Source organism: Rossellomorea aquimaris TF-12, from assembly GCF_001648555.1.
Classification (GTDB): Bacteria; Bacillota; Bacilli; order Bacillales; family Bacillaceae_B; genus Rossellomorea; species Rossellomorea aquimaris.
The window spans coordinates 1-15171 of the sequence record NZ_LQXM01000019.1; the positions used below are offsets into that span (position 1 = coordinate 1).

At 39.1% G+C, this 15171-nt stretch carries 13 protein-coding genes and 1 other annotated feature; all 13 genes read left to right on the forward strand.

Features of this window, described 5'->3' with window-relative positions; genetic code table 11:
- The first annotated feature begins 1026 nt into the window (after positions 1 to 1026).
- The 13 genes from IQI_RS02605 to IQI_RS02665 all read left to right on the forward strand — a co-directional run bounded on the left by IQI_RS02605 (position 1027) and on the right by IQI_RS02665 (position 15169).
- Positions 1027 to 1488, forward strand: a complete 462-nt coding sequence (locus IQI_RS02605) for a CtsR family transcriptional regulator (RefSeq protein ID WP_064091187.1) — start codon at positions 1027 to 1029, stop codon at positions 1486 to 1488.
- Between the two features lie 18 nt (positions 1489 to 1506).
- Positions 1507 to 2055 carry a UvrB/UvrC motif-containing protein gene (locus IQI_RS02610; RefSeq protein ID WP_064091188.1) on the forward strand — a complete coding sequence of 183 codons (549 nt, stop codon included), beginning with the start codon at positions 1507 to 1509 and terminating at the stop codon, positions 2053 to 2055.
- Positions 2052 to 3134, forward strand: coding sequence for a protein arginine kinase (locus tag IQI_RS02615; protein ID WP_064091189.1), 1083 nt, complete (start codon positions 2052 to 2054; stop codon positions 3132 to 3134). The genes IQI_RS02610 and IQI_RS02615 overlap by 4 nt, the downstream gene beginning before the upstream one ends.
- 1 nt (position 3135) lies before the next feature.
- Positions 3136 to 5583, forward strand: coding sequence for an ATP-dependent protease ATP-binding subunit ClpC (gene clpC / locus IQI_RS02620; RefSeq protein ID WP_064091190.1), 2448 nt, complete (start codon positions 3136 to 3138; stop codon positions 5581 to 5583).
- 235 nt (positions 5584 to 5818) lie between these two features.
- On the forward strand, positions 5819 to 7195 hold the full coding sequence (gene radA, locus IQI_RS02625) for a DNA repair protein RadA (RefSeq protein WP_064091191.1): 1377 nt from the start codon (positions 5819 to 5821) through the stop codon (positions 7193 to 7195).
- A gap of 3 nt (positions 7196 to 7198) precedes the next feature.
- Complete coding sequence (disA, locus tag IQI_RS02630) at positions 7199 to 8272, forward strand: DNA integrity scanning diadenylate cyclase DisA (protein WP_064091192.1); 1074 nt, start codon at positions 7199 to 7201, stop codon at positions 8270 to 8272.
- Between the two features lie 211 nt (positions 8273 to 8483).
- Complete coding sequence (locus IQI_RS02635) at positions 8484 to 9575, forward strand: PIN/TRAM domain-containing protein (protein ID WP_064091193.1); 1092 nt, start codon at positions 8484 to 8486, stop codon at positions 9573 to 9575.
- 86 nt (positions 9576 to 9661) lie between these two features.
- Positions 9662 to 10366: a 2-C-methyl-D-erythritol 4-phosphate cytidylyltransferase gene (gene ispD, locus IQI_RS02640; protein ID WP_064091194.1), complete on the forward strand. Its 705-nt coding sequence runs from the start codon at positions 9662 to 9664 to the stop codon at positions 10364 to 10366.
- A complete protein-coding gene (gene ispF, locus IQI_RS02645) occupies positions 10359 to 10835 on the forward strand; it encodes a 2-C-methyl-D-erythritol 2,4-cyclodiphosphate synthase (RefSeq protein ID WP_064091195.1) in 477 nt (158 codons plus the stop codon). Before ispD ends, ispF begins: the two co-directional genes overlap by 8 nt.
- Positions 10836 to 10922: 87 nt before the next feature.
- Positions 10923 to 12380, forward strand: coding sequence for a glutamate--tRNA ligase (gltX, locus tag IQI_RS02650; protein WP_064091196.1), 1458 nt, complete (start codon positions 10923 to 10925; stop codon positions 12378 to 12380).
- Between the two features lie 48 nt (positions 12381 to 12428).
- Positions 12429 to 12650: a binding site (T-box leader), on the forward strand.
- Positions 12651 to 12699: 49 nt separating this feature from the next.
- Positions 12700 to 13350: a serine O-acetyltransferase gene (cysE, locus tag IQI_RS02655; protein ID WP_064091197.1), complete on the forward strand. Its 651-nt coding sequence runs from the start codon at positions 12700 to 12702 to the stop codon at positions 13348 to 13350.
- Positions 13347 to 14750: a cysteine--tRNA ligase gene (gene cysS, locus IQI_RS02660; protein ID WP_064091198.1), complete on the forward strand. Its 1404-nt coding sequence runs from the start codon at positions 13347 to 13349 to the stop codon at positions 14748 to 14750. The genes cysE and cysS overlap by 4 nt, the downstream gene beginning before the upstream one ends.
- Complete coding sequence (locus tag IQI_RS02665) at positions 14750 to 15169, forward strand: Mini-ribonuclease 3 (protein WP_064091199.1); 420 nt, start codon at positions 14750 to 14752, stop codon at positions 15167 to 15169. The genes cysS and IQI_RS02665 overlap by 1 nt, the downstream gene beginning before the upstream one ends.
- Positions 15170 to 15171 lie beyond the last annotated feature (2 nt).

The following is a 15171-nucleotide window of genomic DNA, read 5'->3' on the forward strand; positions in this document are numbered from 1 at the left end:
AGGAGTTACTCTTTTTTTGTTGGTTTTTGTTTTTGGGTTCGAAGAACACGGGAGTTTCATTTAAGTCTTCTCCTACGCACTGCGAGGGTAGGGAGGAGCAAGAAGGTCGAGGACGCGAGGGAGAGAAGACCGGAGTGTGGTCCCCACACGAGGATCTGAACGAATGAAGCGGACGAAGAGATTCGCCGCTCATCACTAGCCGCAGTCTTCAGCGCCAATGGTAGTTGGGGTCTCCCCCTGTGAGAGTAGAACGTCGCCAGGCGAGTAGAAAGAGTAGCTCTTAGGAGTTACTCTTTTTTGTTGGTTTGGTTGTTGGTTTGGTTGTTTGATTGGGTGTTTGTTCACAATTTGGCCGCAATTAATTGTGAAAGTGGCCCAATTCTCGAGCAAAGTGGCTCAATTTGTTTAACTTCTGGCCCAATTGAGCACAGAGTGGGAATACAAGCCACTTGAAATGACCACCTGTTCACCATTTTGCACATTCTAGCCTCGGTTTCGCACATTTACGTTGATTTTTCGCACATTCTTACCATAATTTCGCACATTTCACCCCCGATTTAGCACATTCCCCAACAAAAATCGCACATTCCTTCACACAACCCTCAACCCAGCAGCACTTAATCCCACTATTTTTAAAGAAAAACCTCTCAACAAAACAAAAAATATTCATCATAAAATTAAATCTAATAAAAAGTTACTCTTTTTTTGCTGTTTTTAATGTGGTTGGAAAACAGCGTTCACAATGCGAAGTAGCCAAATATCTGTCCCTCCTCACCTAATCAATCCCATACCACCACCTACCCAAATATCAACTTGATAACAAAGGATATCGCATATTCATCAACGAATTTTACACCTTCAACTTCAAATCAATCACATTCCCTCCTAACAATCTCTCTTTTATACGTTTAAAATGTTACCAAAACAGGAAAACTTCTAAGGGAAAACTTGATAATTGCAAAGTTTAAAGCTCGGTTGTATAATTATAGTCAAATATAGTCAAAGTCAAAATGAGGAGGAGGTTTGATGAGGAACATTTCCGACATCATTGAAAGCTATTTGAAAAATGTTTTAGAGCTGAGTGAAAGTGAAATCGTCGAGATAAAAAGAAGCGAAATCGCTGATAAGTTTCAATGTGTTCCTTCTCAAATTAATTATGTAATCAATACCCGATTTACAATTGAAAGAGGGTATGTTGTAGAGAGTAAACGAGGTGGCGGAGGCTATATCAGAATTATGAAAGTCAAAGCACACGACCAAGTTCATCTTATAGACCAATTGGTTTCTCTGATTACACAAACGATTAGTCAAAATACGGCAGCTGATATTATTTTTCGGTTGGTCGAGGAAGATATTATTTCTGAACGAGAAGCTAAAATTATGCTAAGTGTAATGGATCGTTCAATTATTAGAGTGGATTTACCTGAGCGAGATATTTTAAGGGGAAGAATGCTAAAGGCTATGCTAGATACTTTGAAATATGAGTAACGGTGAGAGGTGAGTAGGATGATTTGTCAGGAATGTAATGAAAGACCTGCAACCCTTCATTTTACAAAGGTCGTAAATGGGGAGAAAACAGAGATTCATTTGTGTGAGCAATGTGCTCAGGATAAAGGTGAGATGTTTATGTTTGACTCATCTCCGGGATTCTCTGTTAACAATCTATTGGCGGGTCTTCTAAATATTTCTCCTGCATTTAAGCAGGCGAAAGAAACAGAAATTCCACAACAAGAAATAGTGCAATGTGAAAAGTGTAATATGACGTTTCAGCAATTCATAAACGTAGGGCGGTTTGGCTGCTCCCATTGTTATGAAACATTTAAGGATCAGTTAAATCCTATTTTAAAACGAGTTCATAGTGGAAATGTGGAACATCATGGTAAGATTCCTGAACGAATGGGCGGAACCATCCACGTAAAGAAGAAGATACTCGAGCTGAAATCGGATATTCAAAGGTTAATTGCTGATGAAGAGTTTGAGAAAGCAGCTGAGATTAGAGACGAAATTCGCTCCCTGGAAAAAGAAGTTAAAGAAGAGGGAGGAGAAAAGGAATGAGTCTTGAAAAATTTCTAAGTAACGCAGTTAGTTCATGGATGAATGAAGATGGTCCAAATTCAGATATTGTCCTTAGCTCACGAGTGCGATTGGCTCGTAACTTAACGGATTTCAGGTTTTCCACTCTCTATTCTTCTGAGGAAGCGAAAGAAATTGTAGATAATGTGAAGGAAAAGCTATCATTATATCCTCATAGTCTTGGGGAATTAGAATTTTTACCTACAAGTGAGATTCAGCCCTTGCAAAAGAGGGTATTGATGGAGAAACACCTTATTAGTCCTAACCTGGCAGAGGATACGAATTATGGAGCTGTCCTTCTGTCAAATGAAGAAGATGTAAGTATTATGGTAAACGAAGAGGACCATATTCGAATACAGTGTTTATATCCAGGGTTACAGTTAAAAGAAGCTTTACATCGAGCAAATCAAATTGATGACTGGTTTGAAGGTGAATTTGATTTCGCTTTTGATGAGAAACATGGATACTTAACCACGTGTCCAACAAATGTGGGAACTGGACTTAGAGCATCGGTAATGATGCATTTACCTGGTCTTGTTTTGACACAGCAATTGAACCGGATTATTCCCGCTATTAATCAATTAGGTTTAGTGGTGAGAGGAATATATGGTGAAGGCAGTGAAGCGTTAGGCAATATTTTTCAAATTTCTAACCAAATGACCCTTGGTAAATCGGAAGAGGATATTGTAGATGATTTATTAAGTGTAGTGAAGCAAATAATTGCAAAAGAACATTCAGCCAGAGAAGCATTAGTAAAAACGTCGAATATACAATTAGAAGACAGAGTTTTCAGGTCATTAGGTGTATTAGAACATAGTAGAATTATTGAGTCTAAAGAAGCAGCGAAATGTCTGTCAGATGTTAGACTTGGAATCGATTTAGGATACATCAAAAACTTATCTAAGAATATATTGAATGAACTAATGATTTTAACTCAACCTGGATTTTTACAGCAATATTCAGGAGGTCCTTTGAGACCAAATGAACGAGATATAAGAAGGTCTTCTTTAATAAGAGAGCGAATTAAGTTAGATAAAGATACATGTGAGGAGGAAAAATAATATGATGTTTGGTCGATTTACAGAGAGAGCCCAAAAGGTATTAGCATTAGCTCAAGAAGAAGCGATTCGTTTATCCCACAGTAATATTGGTACTGAACATATTTTATTAGGACTTGTCCGTGAGGGTGAAGGTATTGCGGCAAAAGCACTAACTGCGTTAGGTCTGAGCCCGGAAAAGATTCAAAAAGAAGTTGAAGGTTTAATTGGAAAAGGTACTGAGAAGTCTCAAACCATTCATTATACTCCAAGAGCGAAAAAAGTCATTGAGCTTTCAATGGATGAAGCGCGTAAACTAGGTCATTCCTATGTAGGAACAGAGCATATTTTATTAGGTCTAATCCGTGAAGGAGAGGGAGTGGCTGCAAGAGTTCTTGGGAATTTAGGAGTTAGCTTAAATAAAGCGAGACAACAAGTACTGCAGCTTCTTGGTAGTAATGATTCAAATAATCACCAAGGCGGAGGAAACGCTAACGCTAATACTCCAACCCTCGATAGCTTAGCACGAGATTTAACAGTCATTGCCCGTGAAGGCAGTCTAGATCCTGTTATTGGAAGAAGTAAGGAAATTCAACGTGTAATTGAGGTTTTAAGCCGTCGTACGAAGAATAACCCAGTTTTGATTGGTGAGCCTGGTGTCGGAAAAACCGCAATTGCTGAGGGTCTTGCTCAACAAATTATTGCCAATGAGGTTCCTGAAATACTTCGTGATAAACGTGTAATGACATTGGATATGGGTACGGTTGTTGCTGGTACTAAGTACCGTGGTGAGTTTGAAGATCGTCTGAAAAAGGTGATGGATGAAATTCGTCAAGCAGGTAACATCATTCTCTTTATCGATGAGCTTCACACTTTAATTGGTGCTGGTGGAGCTGAAGGGGCAATTGATGCATCCAACATCTTAAAACCATCACTTGCTCGTGGTGAGTTACAATGTATCGGTGCTACTACATTAGATGAATATCGTAAGTACATTGAGAAGGATGCAGCACTAGAACGTCGTTTCCAGCCAATTCAGGTAAATGAACCGACAGCAGAGGAATCGATCCAGATTCTTAAAGGGCTACGTGACCGTTATGAAGCTCATCATCGCGTTTCGATTACAGATGAAGCAATTGATGCGGCAGTTAAGCTATCAGATCGATATATTTCGGATCGGTTCTTACCGGATAAAGCAATCGATTTAATTGATGAAGCCGGTTCAAAGGTACGATTACGTTCCTATACTACTCCTCCTAACTTGAAAGAGTTAGAAGCTAAGCTTGAGGAGATTCGTAAGGAGAAAGATGCTGCTGTTCAAAGTCAGGAATTTGAAAAAGCTGCTTCCTTACGTGATTCAGAACAAAAGCTTCGTGAAGAATTAGAAGAAACGAAGAATACTTGGAAAGAAAAGCAGGGGCAAGAAAATACGGAAGTAACAGTAGAAGATATTGCAAAGGTAGTTTCTAATTGGACTGGAGTCCCTGTTTCAAAGCTTGCTCAAACTGAAACCGATCGTTTGCTTAAGCTGGAAGAAATATTACACTCAAGGGTTATTGGTCAATCTGAAGCAGTTGTAGCCGTATCCAAAGCAGTTCGACGTGCCAGAGCAGGATTGAAGGATCCAAAACGCCCGATTGGTTCATTTGTTTTTCTAGGACCAACAGGTGTAGGGAAGACAGAGCTTGCTCGTGCATTAGCAGAATCAATGTTCGGTGATGAGGACGCTATGATACGTATCGACATGTCTGAATATATGGAGAAGCATTCGACTTCACGTTTAGTTGGGTCACCTCCAGGTTATGTAGGGTATGAAGAAGGCGGACAATTAACTGAGAAGGTTCGTCGCAAACCATATTCAGTCGTCCTATTAGATGAAATTGAAAAAGCGCATCCAGATGTATTTAACATCTTACTTCAAGTACTAGAGGATGGACGTTTAACGGATTCAAAAGGAAGAACTGTAGACTTTAGAAATACGGTATTGATTATGACTTCTAACGTAGGTGCACAATCATTGAAGAGCAATAAATACGTTGGGTTTAATATTCAAGATGGAAAACAAGATTACAAAGATATGAAAGGGAAAGTAATGGAGGAATTGAAGCGTGCGTTCCGTCCGGAGTTCCTAAACCGTATTGATGAAATCATTGTGTTCCACTCACTTGAAAAAGATCACTTAAAAGAAATTGTGACGTTGATGTCGAACCAACTGACAAACCGCTTGAAAGATCAGGATATCCATCTGGAGCTCTCCTTGTCGGCTAAAGAGAAGATTGCAGATGAAGGGTTTGACCCGGAATATGGTGCACGTCCATTACGCCGCGCTATTCAGAAACATGTAGAGGATAAACTTTCTGAAGAGTTATTAAGAGGTAAGGTGTTAACAGGACAAAATATTCTAATTGATGTAGAAGACAATGAGTTTGTAGTAAAGGTAAAGGAAGAAGCAACAACTAACACAGCTACCTAATACGAGTGAAGGAAAGGGTACACGAAGAGATTTAGCGTGTACCCTTTTTATATAAGGATTTTAGTAGGCATAGAAGTAGATGGGAACAGGAGGTGTGAGGGAGTATTTGTACTGCGCCTCCCCCCTCAATCGAACTGTTGCTAAAGAGCAACATAGATTATAAACAGTCAATGTACCCATTCCAGTCATCAAATGAAAGTGGGAAAAATAGAGTTTAAAGAGGAGAAGAACTGATTTGGCAAAGAAAAAGACGAAATTTGTATGTTCATCATGTGGATATGAATCAGCTAAGTGGATGGGAAAGTGTCCAGGATGCGGTGAATGGAACACGATGGTTGAAGAGGTTGCCATTACTGGGAAGCAACCTAGAAAATCATTCGTGCATTCGGAGAATAGTGGCCCTTCCAAAGCAGAAAAGCTTGCATCCGTTGAAACAAAACAAGAACCAAGAGTATTAACTCAGTCGAATGAGTTAAATCGTGTGTTAGGTGGAGGAGTGGTTCCTGGCTCTCTAGTTTTAATTGGGGGAGATCCGGGTATAGGAAAGTCTACTTTGTTACTACAGGTGTCTGCTCAACTAGCGGATCAACACCATAAGGTACTTTATATATCTGGTGAAGAATCTATTAAACAAACTAAGCTTAGAGCTGATCGTTTAAGTGTTAAGTCAGACGAATTATATATATATGCGGAAACGAATTTAGAATCTATTCATCAAACGATTGAACAATTATCTCCGGATTTTGTCATTGTGGATTCTATCCAAACCATTTATCACCCCGAGGTTACATCTGCACCGGGAAGCGTTTCTCAGGTGAGAGAGTGTACAGCAGAATTAATGAGAATTGGAAAGACAAAGGGCATCGCCATCTTTATTGTCGGGCATGTGACAAAAGAGGGGTCCATTGCTGGACCAAGGTTACTGGAGCATATGGTGGATACCGTTTTGTATTTTGAAGGGGAACGTCATCATACGTACCGCATTCTGCGCGCTGTTAAAAACCGCTTTGGATCAACAAATGAGATGGGTATATTCGAAATGAAGGAGCTTGGATTAGAGGAAGTTGCAAATCCTTCAGAAATTTTCCTGGAAGAGCGTTCTCAAGGTGCAGCAGGGTCCACGGTAGTTGCATCGATGGAAGGAACGAGGCCAGTCTTAGTTGAAATCCAAGCCTTGGTTACTCCCACGAGCTTTAATAATCCTAGACGTATGGCCACTGGAATTGACCATAGCCGGGTATCTCTTATCATGGCAGTACTGGAAAAAAGAGCGGGGATGTTATTGCAGCAGCAGGATGCTTATTTAAAAGTAGCGGGGGGCGTAAAGCTTGACGAACCCGCCATTGATTTAGCTGTTGCAACAAGTATTGCATCAAGCTTCAGAGATAAGGCTTCTAAGCCTGATGATTGTATTATCGGAGAAGTTGGATTGACAGGTGAAATCAGAAGGGTTTCCAGAATTGAACAACGTGTTCAAGAAGCAGCTAAATTAGGTTTTAAGAGAGTGATTATTCCGCAAAATAATTTAAGTGGGTGGCAGCTCCCGAAAGATATTGAGGTTATCGGTGTTTCGACTATTAACGAAGCGTTAGCTCTTATTTTAGGAGGATAGGAAATGGAAGAAAAGAAATCGAACGATAAGTCCATGTCGGATATTCTGCAGTTTGTTGCTCCGGGTGCTCCCATTCGTGAAGGGATAGACAATGTATTGAGAGCGAATACTGGAGGACTCATCGTCGTTGGATACAATGATAAAGTGAAATCCGTATTAGATGGCGGATTTCATATTAACTGTTCCTTTTCACCCAGCTACTTATACGAGCTGGCGAAGATGGATGGAGCCATCATATTAAACGAAGCCGGTACTAAAATTATTTTGGCTAATGCACAGCTAGCCCCTGATGTGTATGTGCCTTCCACAGAAACCGGGATGAGGCATCGTACAGCAGAAAGGGTCGCACGACAAACCAATGCTTTAGTCATCGCTATTTCACAAAGAAGAAATGTCATCACCTTATATCAGGGGAATTTCAGATATGCTCTTAAAGATATTTCAGTGATTTTAACAAAAGCGAATCAGGCAATCCAAACCCTCGAGAAGTATAAGGTTGTATTAGATCAAAGTATTTCAAACCTTTCTGTCATGGAATTTGAAGAGCTTGTCACTCAAAGTGATTTGTTAAAGGTATTACATCGCTTTGAAATGGTTCTCCGTATTAAAAACGAATTACTAACTTATTTAAGTGAACTTGGGGTCGAAGGAAGATTGATTCGATTACAAATGAATGAATTATTGGCAGATATAGAAGAAGAAGCGATGTTGATTATTCGAGATTATTCCCACGAGCGTGATATCAAACCTTTTGAGCTTCTATATAAATTCCAAGAACTCGTTCATTCTGAAGTACTCGAAGATAATGTACTCTTAAAGCTGTTAGGTTATCACGGATATGTTCATCATGATGATCCTATTTTCCCGAGAGGTTACCGCGTTTTAAATAAAATTCCCAGGTTGCCTATTGTGATCATAGAAAATTTAATTACGGAGTATGAAACATTGCCATTCATCGTGAAGGCTACTGTAAAAGAATTAGATGAAGTAGAAGGCATTGGAGAAGTAAGAGCAAGAAAAATCAAAGAGGGCTTAAAGCTGATTAAAGAGCAAACATTCGCCGATCGGCAATTATAGAGTGGTAGCCAGGCATGGATGAGTATGATACAATGAGGTATTTTCAAAAAATTGACAGTCCTATTGAGACATGTTAGCCTTTCATAAAGGATGATATAATTCAAGGGTTAATTTTCAGAATTATTTCGATTTGATTAAAATAATAAAATTTCAATAGTAATACGTTTCAAAAAAAGGAATTTGTTTATAATGAGTAGGAGGAGGTGAGGGAATGTTAAAGAGAATCGTTCAAGCGTGCTTCCTTATTGTAGGTGGAACACTAGGAATTTTTCTACTTCCCGAATTATTAACCGTCACAAATTTATCTGACATCCCTTTAATTAATAACCCTTATATGACTGCCATATTTGGAGCCATTATTTTTTATATTATTACGTTTTGGGCAGTCGAGTACGTAGTCAACTTTGTTAAGTGGTTCGAAGATAGCTTAGTAAAAGCGCCGGTAGCAGATTTGTTATTTGGTAGTTTAGGTCTTATTATAGGTCTATTTGTTGCGTATTTATTTGGTATTCCATTTAATCAAATGGAAATACCTATCGTAAATACGGTTGTCCCTATTTTACTAACATTACTCCTCGGGTACTTAGGTTTTCAGGTCGGTTTTAAAAGAAGAGATGAATTGATTTCTCTTTTTGCTAATCCAAACCGTGGGAAAAAGAAAGGTACTGATGGAGAATTTGAAGAAGATGCGGTTAAAACGTTAAAGATTTTAGATACAAGCGTGATTATTGATGGACGTATTGCCGACATCTGTCAGACTGGATTTTTAGAAGGAATTGTTGTGATTCCTCAATTCGTATTAGAGGAGCTTCAACATATTGCAGATTCATCGGATGTTCTGAAGCGTAATCGAGGACGAAGAGGATTGGATATTTTAAATCGTATTCAAAAAGAGTTACCAGTGGAAGTTCAAATTTACGAAGGTGACTTTGAAGAAATCCAAGAAGTGGATTCGAAGCTTGTGAAATTAGCCAAGCTCACGAATGGGATTGTTGTGACGAATGATTTCAACTTAAATAAAGTTTGCGATCTTCAAGGTGTACAAGTATTAAATATTAATGATCTTGCCAATGCGGTAAAACCTGTAGTCTTACCTGGTGAAGAATTAAAAGTTCAAGTCATCAAGGATGGTAAAGAGCACAATCAAGGTATCGCTTATCTAGATGATGGAACGATGATCGTCGTGGAAGAAGGACGAAATTACATTGGCAGATACATTGACGTACTCGTTACGAGTGTTCTTCAAACATCTGCTGGTCGCATGATTTTCGCTAAGCCTAAGCAACTTGAGAAAGCATTATAAACGACAAACCCACTATACCCCCTGACTCTATTGATTTGATAAGGTATAATAGACAAAGATGATGTCAGATTTAAAGGAGTTAGGGTATGGAATATGGTGTAGTCATTCCTGCTGCTGGACAAGGGAAAAGAATGAAGGCAGGCAAAAATAAATTATTACTTGAGTTAAATGGATCTCCCGTTATTATTCATACATTACGTGTGTTTGAAAAAGATTCAAACTGTAAAGGCATCTATTTATCAATTCATCCTGGTGATCGTCAAGCTCTAGAGAAACTCCTGAGAAAGTACGATATTACGAAGGTAGTGAAGCTGGTAGATGGTGGTGAAGAAAGACAGCATAGCGTGTATAATGCATTGCTTGAAGTAGATCATGACATTGTCCTTGTCCATGATGGGGCAAGGCCCTTTATAAAACCATCAACCATTCAACATCTGGTTGAAAAAACGAAAGAGACAGGAGCGGCCATTGCGGCAGTACCTGTGAAAGATACGATTAAAAAGGTAGTCGATGGAGAAGTTGAGGAAACGATTGAACGCTCAAGCTTGTGGATGGTTCAAACTCCACAAGCTTTTCGTGTTTCCTTGTTAACCAAAGCGCATGAGGCGGCAATAACAGATCGCTTCTTAGGAACGGATGACGCTTCTCTTGTGGAAAGACTTAATATTGACGTTTCCGTTGTGGAAAGTGATTATGACAATATTAAACTCACCACCCCTGAGGATTTGTATTTTGCTGAAGCGATTGTAAAGAAACAACAGGATATGAGTGGAGGAGAGAATCATGTTTAGAATCGGACAAGGATTTGATGTTCATCAATTGGTAGAAGGTAGACCCCTTATCATGGGTGGAATTACGATTCCTTATGAAAAAGGGTTACTTGGTCATTCAGACGCAGATGTGTTATTGCATGCAGTTGCTGATGGGTGTTTAGGGGCCATTGCGGCAGGAGATATCGGCAAACATTTTCCAGACACAGATCCAGAGTTTAAAGATGCAGATTCAGCAAAGCTTCTTCAGCATGTATGGGACCTTGTAAAAAAGGAAGGCTATGAATTAGGGAACATTGACTGTACTATCATTGCTCAAAAGCCAAAGATGGCTCCGTACATTGATGAAATGAGATTACGAATTGCTCATCTTTTAGAAGCGGATATTTCTCAAGTGAACGTAAAAGCTACAACGTCTGAGAAGCTTGGATTCACAGGTAGAGGCGAAGGAATTGCGGCTCAAACAACGATGTTGATTAAAAAGAAGTAGAGGGAGTGAAATTCGCTTTATTCCCTTACATAACGGTGTTAAAATAGGTCAGAGGATTTAATGCAGGAATACTGAGGAGGAAATATGATGACGAAGGAAGTACGTGTACGCTATGCTCCAAGTCCAACAGGACATTTACATATTGGAAATGCAAGAACTGCTTTGTTTAATTACTTGTACGCTCGAAGTGTGAATGGGAAATTTATCATTCGGATTGAAGACACAGATAAGAAGCGTAATATTGAGGGTGGAGAAGAGAGTCAACTTAAATACCTTCAGTGGTTGGGAATAGACTGGGATGAAAGTGTAGATAAAGAAGGAGAATATGGTCCATATCGTCAATCAGAACGTAACCATATTTATGAGCAGTACTTAAATGAGCTATTGGAAAATGGAAAAGCCTATAAGTGCTATTGTACAGAAGAAGAGTTAGAAGCAGAACGCGAAGCACAGACTGAATCAGGTCAAATGCCACGATATTCAGGGAAATGTCGTAACTTAACAAAAGAAGATCAAGAAAAGCTAGCGGCAGAAGGTCGTCAGCCAAGTATTCGATTCCGTGTCCCAGAAGGAAAAGTATATTCATTTAATGACATTGTAAAAGAAGATGTCGCTTTTGAATCTGATGGTATCGGTGATTTTGTTATTGCTAAAAAAGATGGCACTCCAACGTATAATTTCGCCGTTGCTGTGGATGATTATTTAATGAAAATCTCACATGTTCTTCGTGGAGAAGATCATATTTCTAACACGCCAAAGCAATTAATGATTTTTGAAGCATTTGGATGGGATGCACCAATTTTCGGTCATATGACATTAATCGTAAACGAAAGCCGTAAAAAGTTAAGTAAGCGCGATGAAAGTATCATTCAATTTATCGAGCAATATGAAGCTTTAGGGTATCTTCCGGAAGCTTTATTCAACTTCATTGCTTTATTAGGATGGTCTCCAAAAGGAGAAGAAGAGCTTTTCTCTAAAGAACAGTTCATCGAGATCTTTGATCCAGAACGTTTATCTACTTCTTCGGCTCTGTTTGATAACCAAAAGCTAACGTGGATGAATAATCAGTATATGAAGAACCTGGAGCTGGATCAAGTAGTAGAGCTTTCTCTTCCACACTTAATTAAAGCAGGGAAGCTGGAGGAAAATCCGTCTTCAGAGCAAAAAGAATGGGCACGTGGTGTCATTTCCCTTTATCAGGAGCAAATGAGCTTTGGTGCTGAAATTGTTGAACTGTCTGAAATGTTCTTTAAGAAGGACCTTGAATATGATGCTGATGCAAAAGCGGTATTAGAAGAAGAGCAGGTTCCGGAAGTTCTACAAGCATTTCTAAATGAAATTGATGCCTTAGAAAATTACGAAGCGGCTGAAATCAAATCATCGATCAAAAAGGTTCAAAAATCGACTGGTCATAAAGGGAAAAAATTATTTATGCCTATTCGTGTTGCTGTTACAGGTCAAACACACGGACCAGAATTGCCGAATGCCATTGAGCTTTTAGGGAAAGATAAAGTTAAATACCGCCTTCAAAGTCTTTTAGGTTAACATTTTTGGTTAAATGTAATATAGTAAGAGTATCATCAAAATTGATATTAAATCGCGTTGATGAGGAGAAGTAAGAAAAGGATGCTTATTAGAGAGAACCATCACCGGCTGAAAGTGGTTTAAGCTAATCCGTTTCTGAAATGCACCTCAGAGCCCGTTACTGAAATATAGTAGGTAAAGGCGGTTCCCTACCGTTAACAGGATTTGAGTTGGAGAAGAGTATAAGACTTCTCAATCAGAGTGGAACCGCGCTACCTAAGCGTCTCTGTCAGTTTTCTGGCAGAGACGCTTTTTTTATGGAATGAAAGGAGGTTACCGTATGTTTAAAACGTTTAAGGAAGATATCGAAGTAGTGTTTGAACAGGACCCTGCTGCAAGAAGTTATGTTGAAGTGATTCTGACCTACTCAGGGCTACATGCCATATGGGGTCACCGGATTGCTCATGCATTCTTCAAACGGAAATTCTTTTTTATAGCACGAGTCATTTCACAAGTCAGTCGCTTTTTTACAGGAGTAGAGATACATCCTGGTGCAAAGATAGGAAGTCGCTTTTTTATCGATCACGGGATGGGTGTAGTCATTGGAGAAACGTGTGAAATAGGAGATAATGTGACCATCTTTCAAGGGGTCACATTAGGAGGAACTGGTAAGGAAAAAGGGAAACGTCATCCTACCATTCATGATAATGCCCTCATAGCAACTGGGGCGAAGGTGTTAGGTTCTATTATAGTTGGGGAAAACTCAAAGGTAGGAGCAGGTTCTGTAGTATTAAAGGATGTGCCTCCCAATTCCACTGTAGTAGGGATTCCTGGTAAGGTCGTTATACAGGATGGATTGAAGGTGCAAAAGGATTTGAATCATTGTGATATGCCAGACCCAATCAATGATCGAATGAAGCAAATGCAAGCAGAAATAGATGTTCTGAAAACTACATTAAAGGAATTTGAGGAAAGGAGTCGATCACTATGACGATTCGTTTATATAATACACTCACTAGGCAAAAAGAGGAATTTAAGCCGTTAGAAGAGGGTAAAGTCAAAATGTATGTGTGCGGACCGACGGTTTATAATTATATTCACATCGGTAATGCACGTCCTGCAATCGTTTTTGATACAGTAAGACGTTACTTAGAATACAGAGGGTATGATGTGCAGTTTGTTTCAAACTTTACTGATGTAGATGATAAATTAATTAAAGCAGCAAAAGAACTGGGTGAGGATGTTCCGACAATTGCAGAGCGTTTTATTCAAGCTTACTTTGAAGATACAGGAGCGTTAGGCTGTAAAAAAGCAGATGTTCACCCGACCGTAACAGAGAATATCGATACGATTATTGATTTTATCGCGGCTCTTATTGAAAAAGGATATGCATATGAATCTCAAGGAGACGTTTACTATCGTACGAGAAAATTTGATGGCTATGGAAAGCTTTCTCATCAATCAGTGGATGAATTAAAAGTAGGGGCCCGTATTGATGTTGGGGACAAAAAAGAAGATGCACTTGATTTTGTTCTATGGAAAGCGGCGAAAGAAGGAGAAATATCATGGGAGAGCCCGTGGGGAGAAGGTCGACCAGGCTGGCATATAGAATGTTCAGCAATGGCAAAACGCTACTTAGGGAATACCATTGATATTCATGCGGGTGGACAGGATTTAACCTTCCCCCATCATGAAAATGAAATTGCCCAGTCCGAGGCATTAACAGGAGAACCATTTGCGAAGTATTGGATGCATAATGGTTATATTAATATCGATAATGAAAAGATGTCTAAATCGTTAGGGAACTTCGTATTAGTACACGATATTATTAAAGAACAGGACCCTCAAGTTCTACGATTCTTTATGTTATCAGTTCATTATCGCCACCCGATCAACTATAATTTAGAGCTTCTTCAGAATGCTGAATCAGCTTTAGACCGTATTAAAACAGCCTATGAAAACTTGAAGCATCGCCAAGAATCAAGCACAAACCTAACAGATAATAATCAAGAGTGGTTAGATAAAATTGCTGACTTAAAAGAACAATTTATTTCTGACATGGACGATGATTTTAATACAGCAAATGGGATATCCGTATTATTTGAACTATCAAAGCAAGCTAATTATTACTTAATGGAAAAAAACACTTCAACTGAAGTCATTGACGCTTTCTTACACCAGTTTGAAGATTTCTTTTCTGTATTAGGTCTTACTCTTCAACGAGAAGCAGAGCTATTGGATGAAGAAGTAGAAGAGCTTATTGAAAAAAGAATTCAAGCTCGTAAGGACCGGAATTTCCAACTTTCCGATGAAATCCGTGACAAATTAAAAGAAATGAATATTATTTTAGAAGACACGCCTCAAGGTACCCGTTGGAAGAGAGGGTCCTAATGATATACGAGACGAATGAGAAAATTGATGCAAAACAAATGAATGCTCTGGCATTAGCTTATATGGGAGATGCTGTATATGAAACGTATGTACGGCAGCTCCTCCTTACAAAAGGGAAGATCAAGCCAAATCAACTGCATAGAGCGGCAACAAAATATGTATCAGCGAAAGCCCAAGCGGTCATCCTTAAAACGTTATTTGAAGAAGAACGATTGACGGAAGAGGAAATTACGATTGTCAAACGTGGTCGAAACGCGAAGTCAGGTACCATTCCGAAGAATACAGATGTACAAACATACAAACACAGTACAGCCTTTGAGGCTCTTATTGGTTATTTATTTTTGCTCAATAGAACCGAGCGACTAGAGGAATTATTGAAGATGATTTTTGACCAAGCCCAATTTGGAAAGGAGGAGTAAGA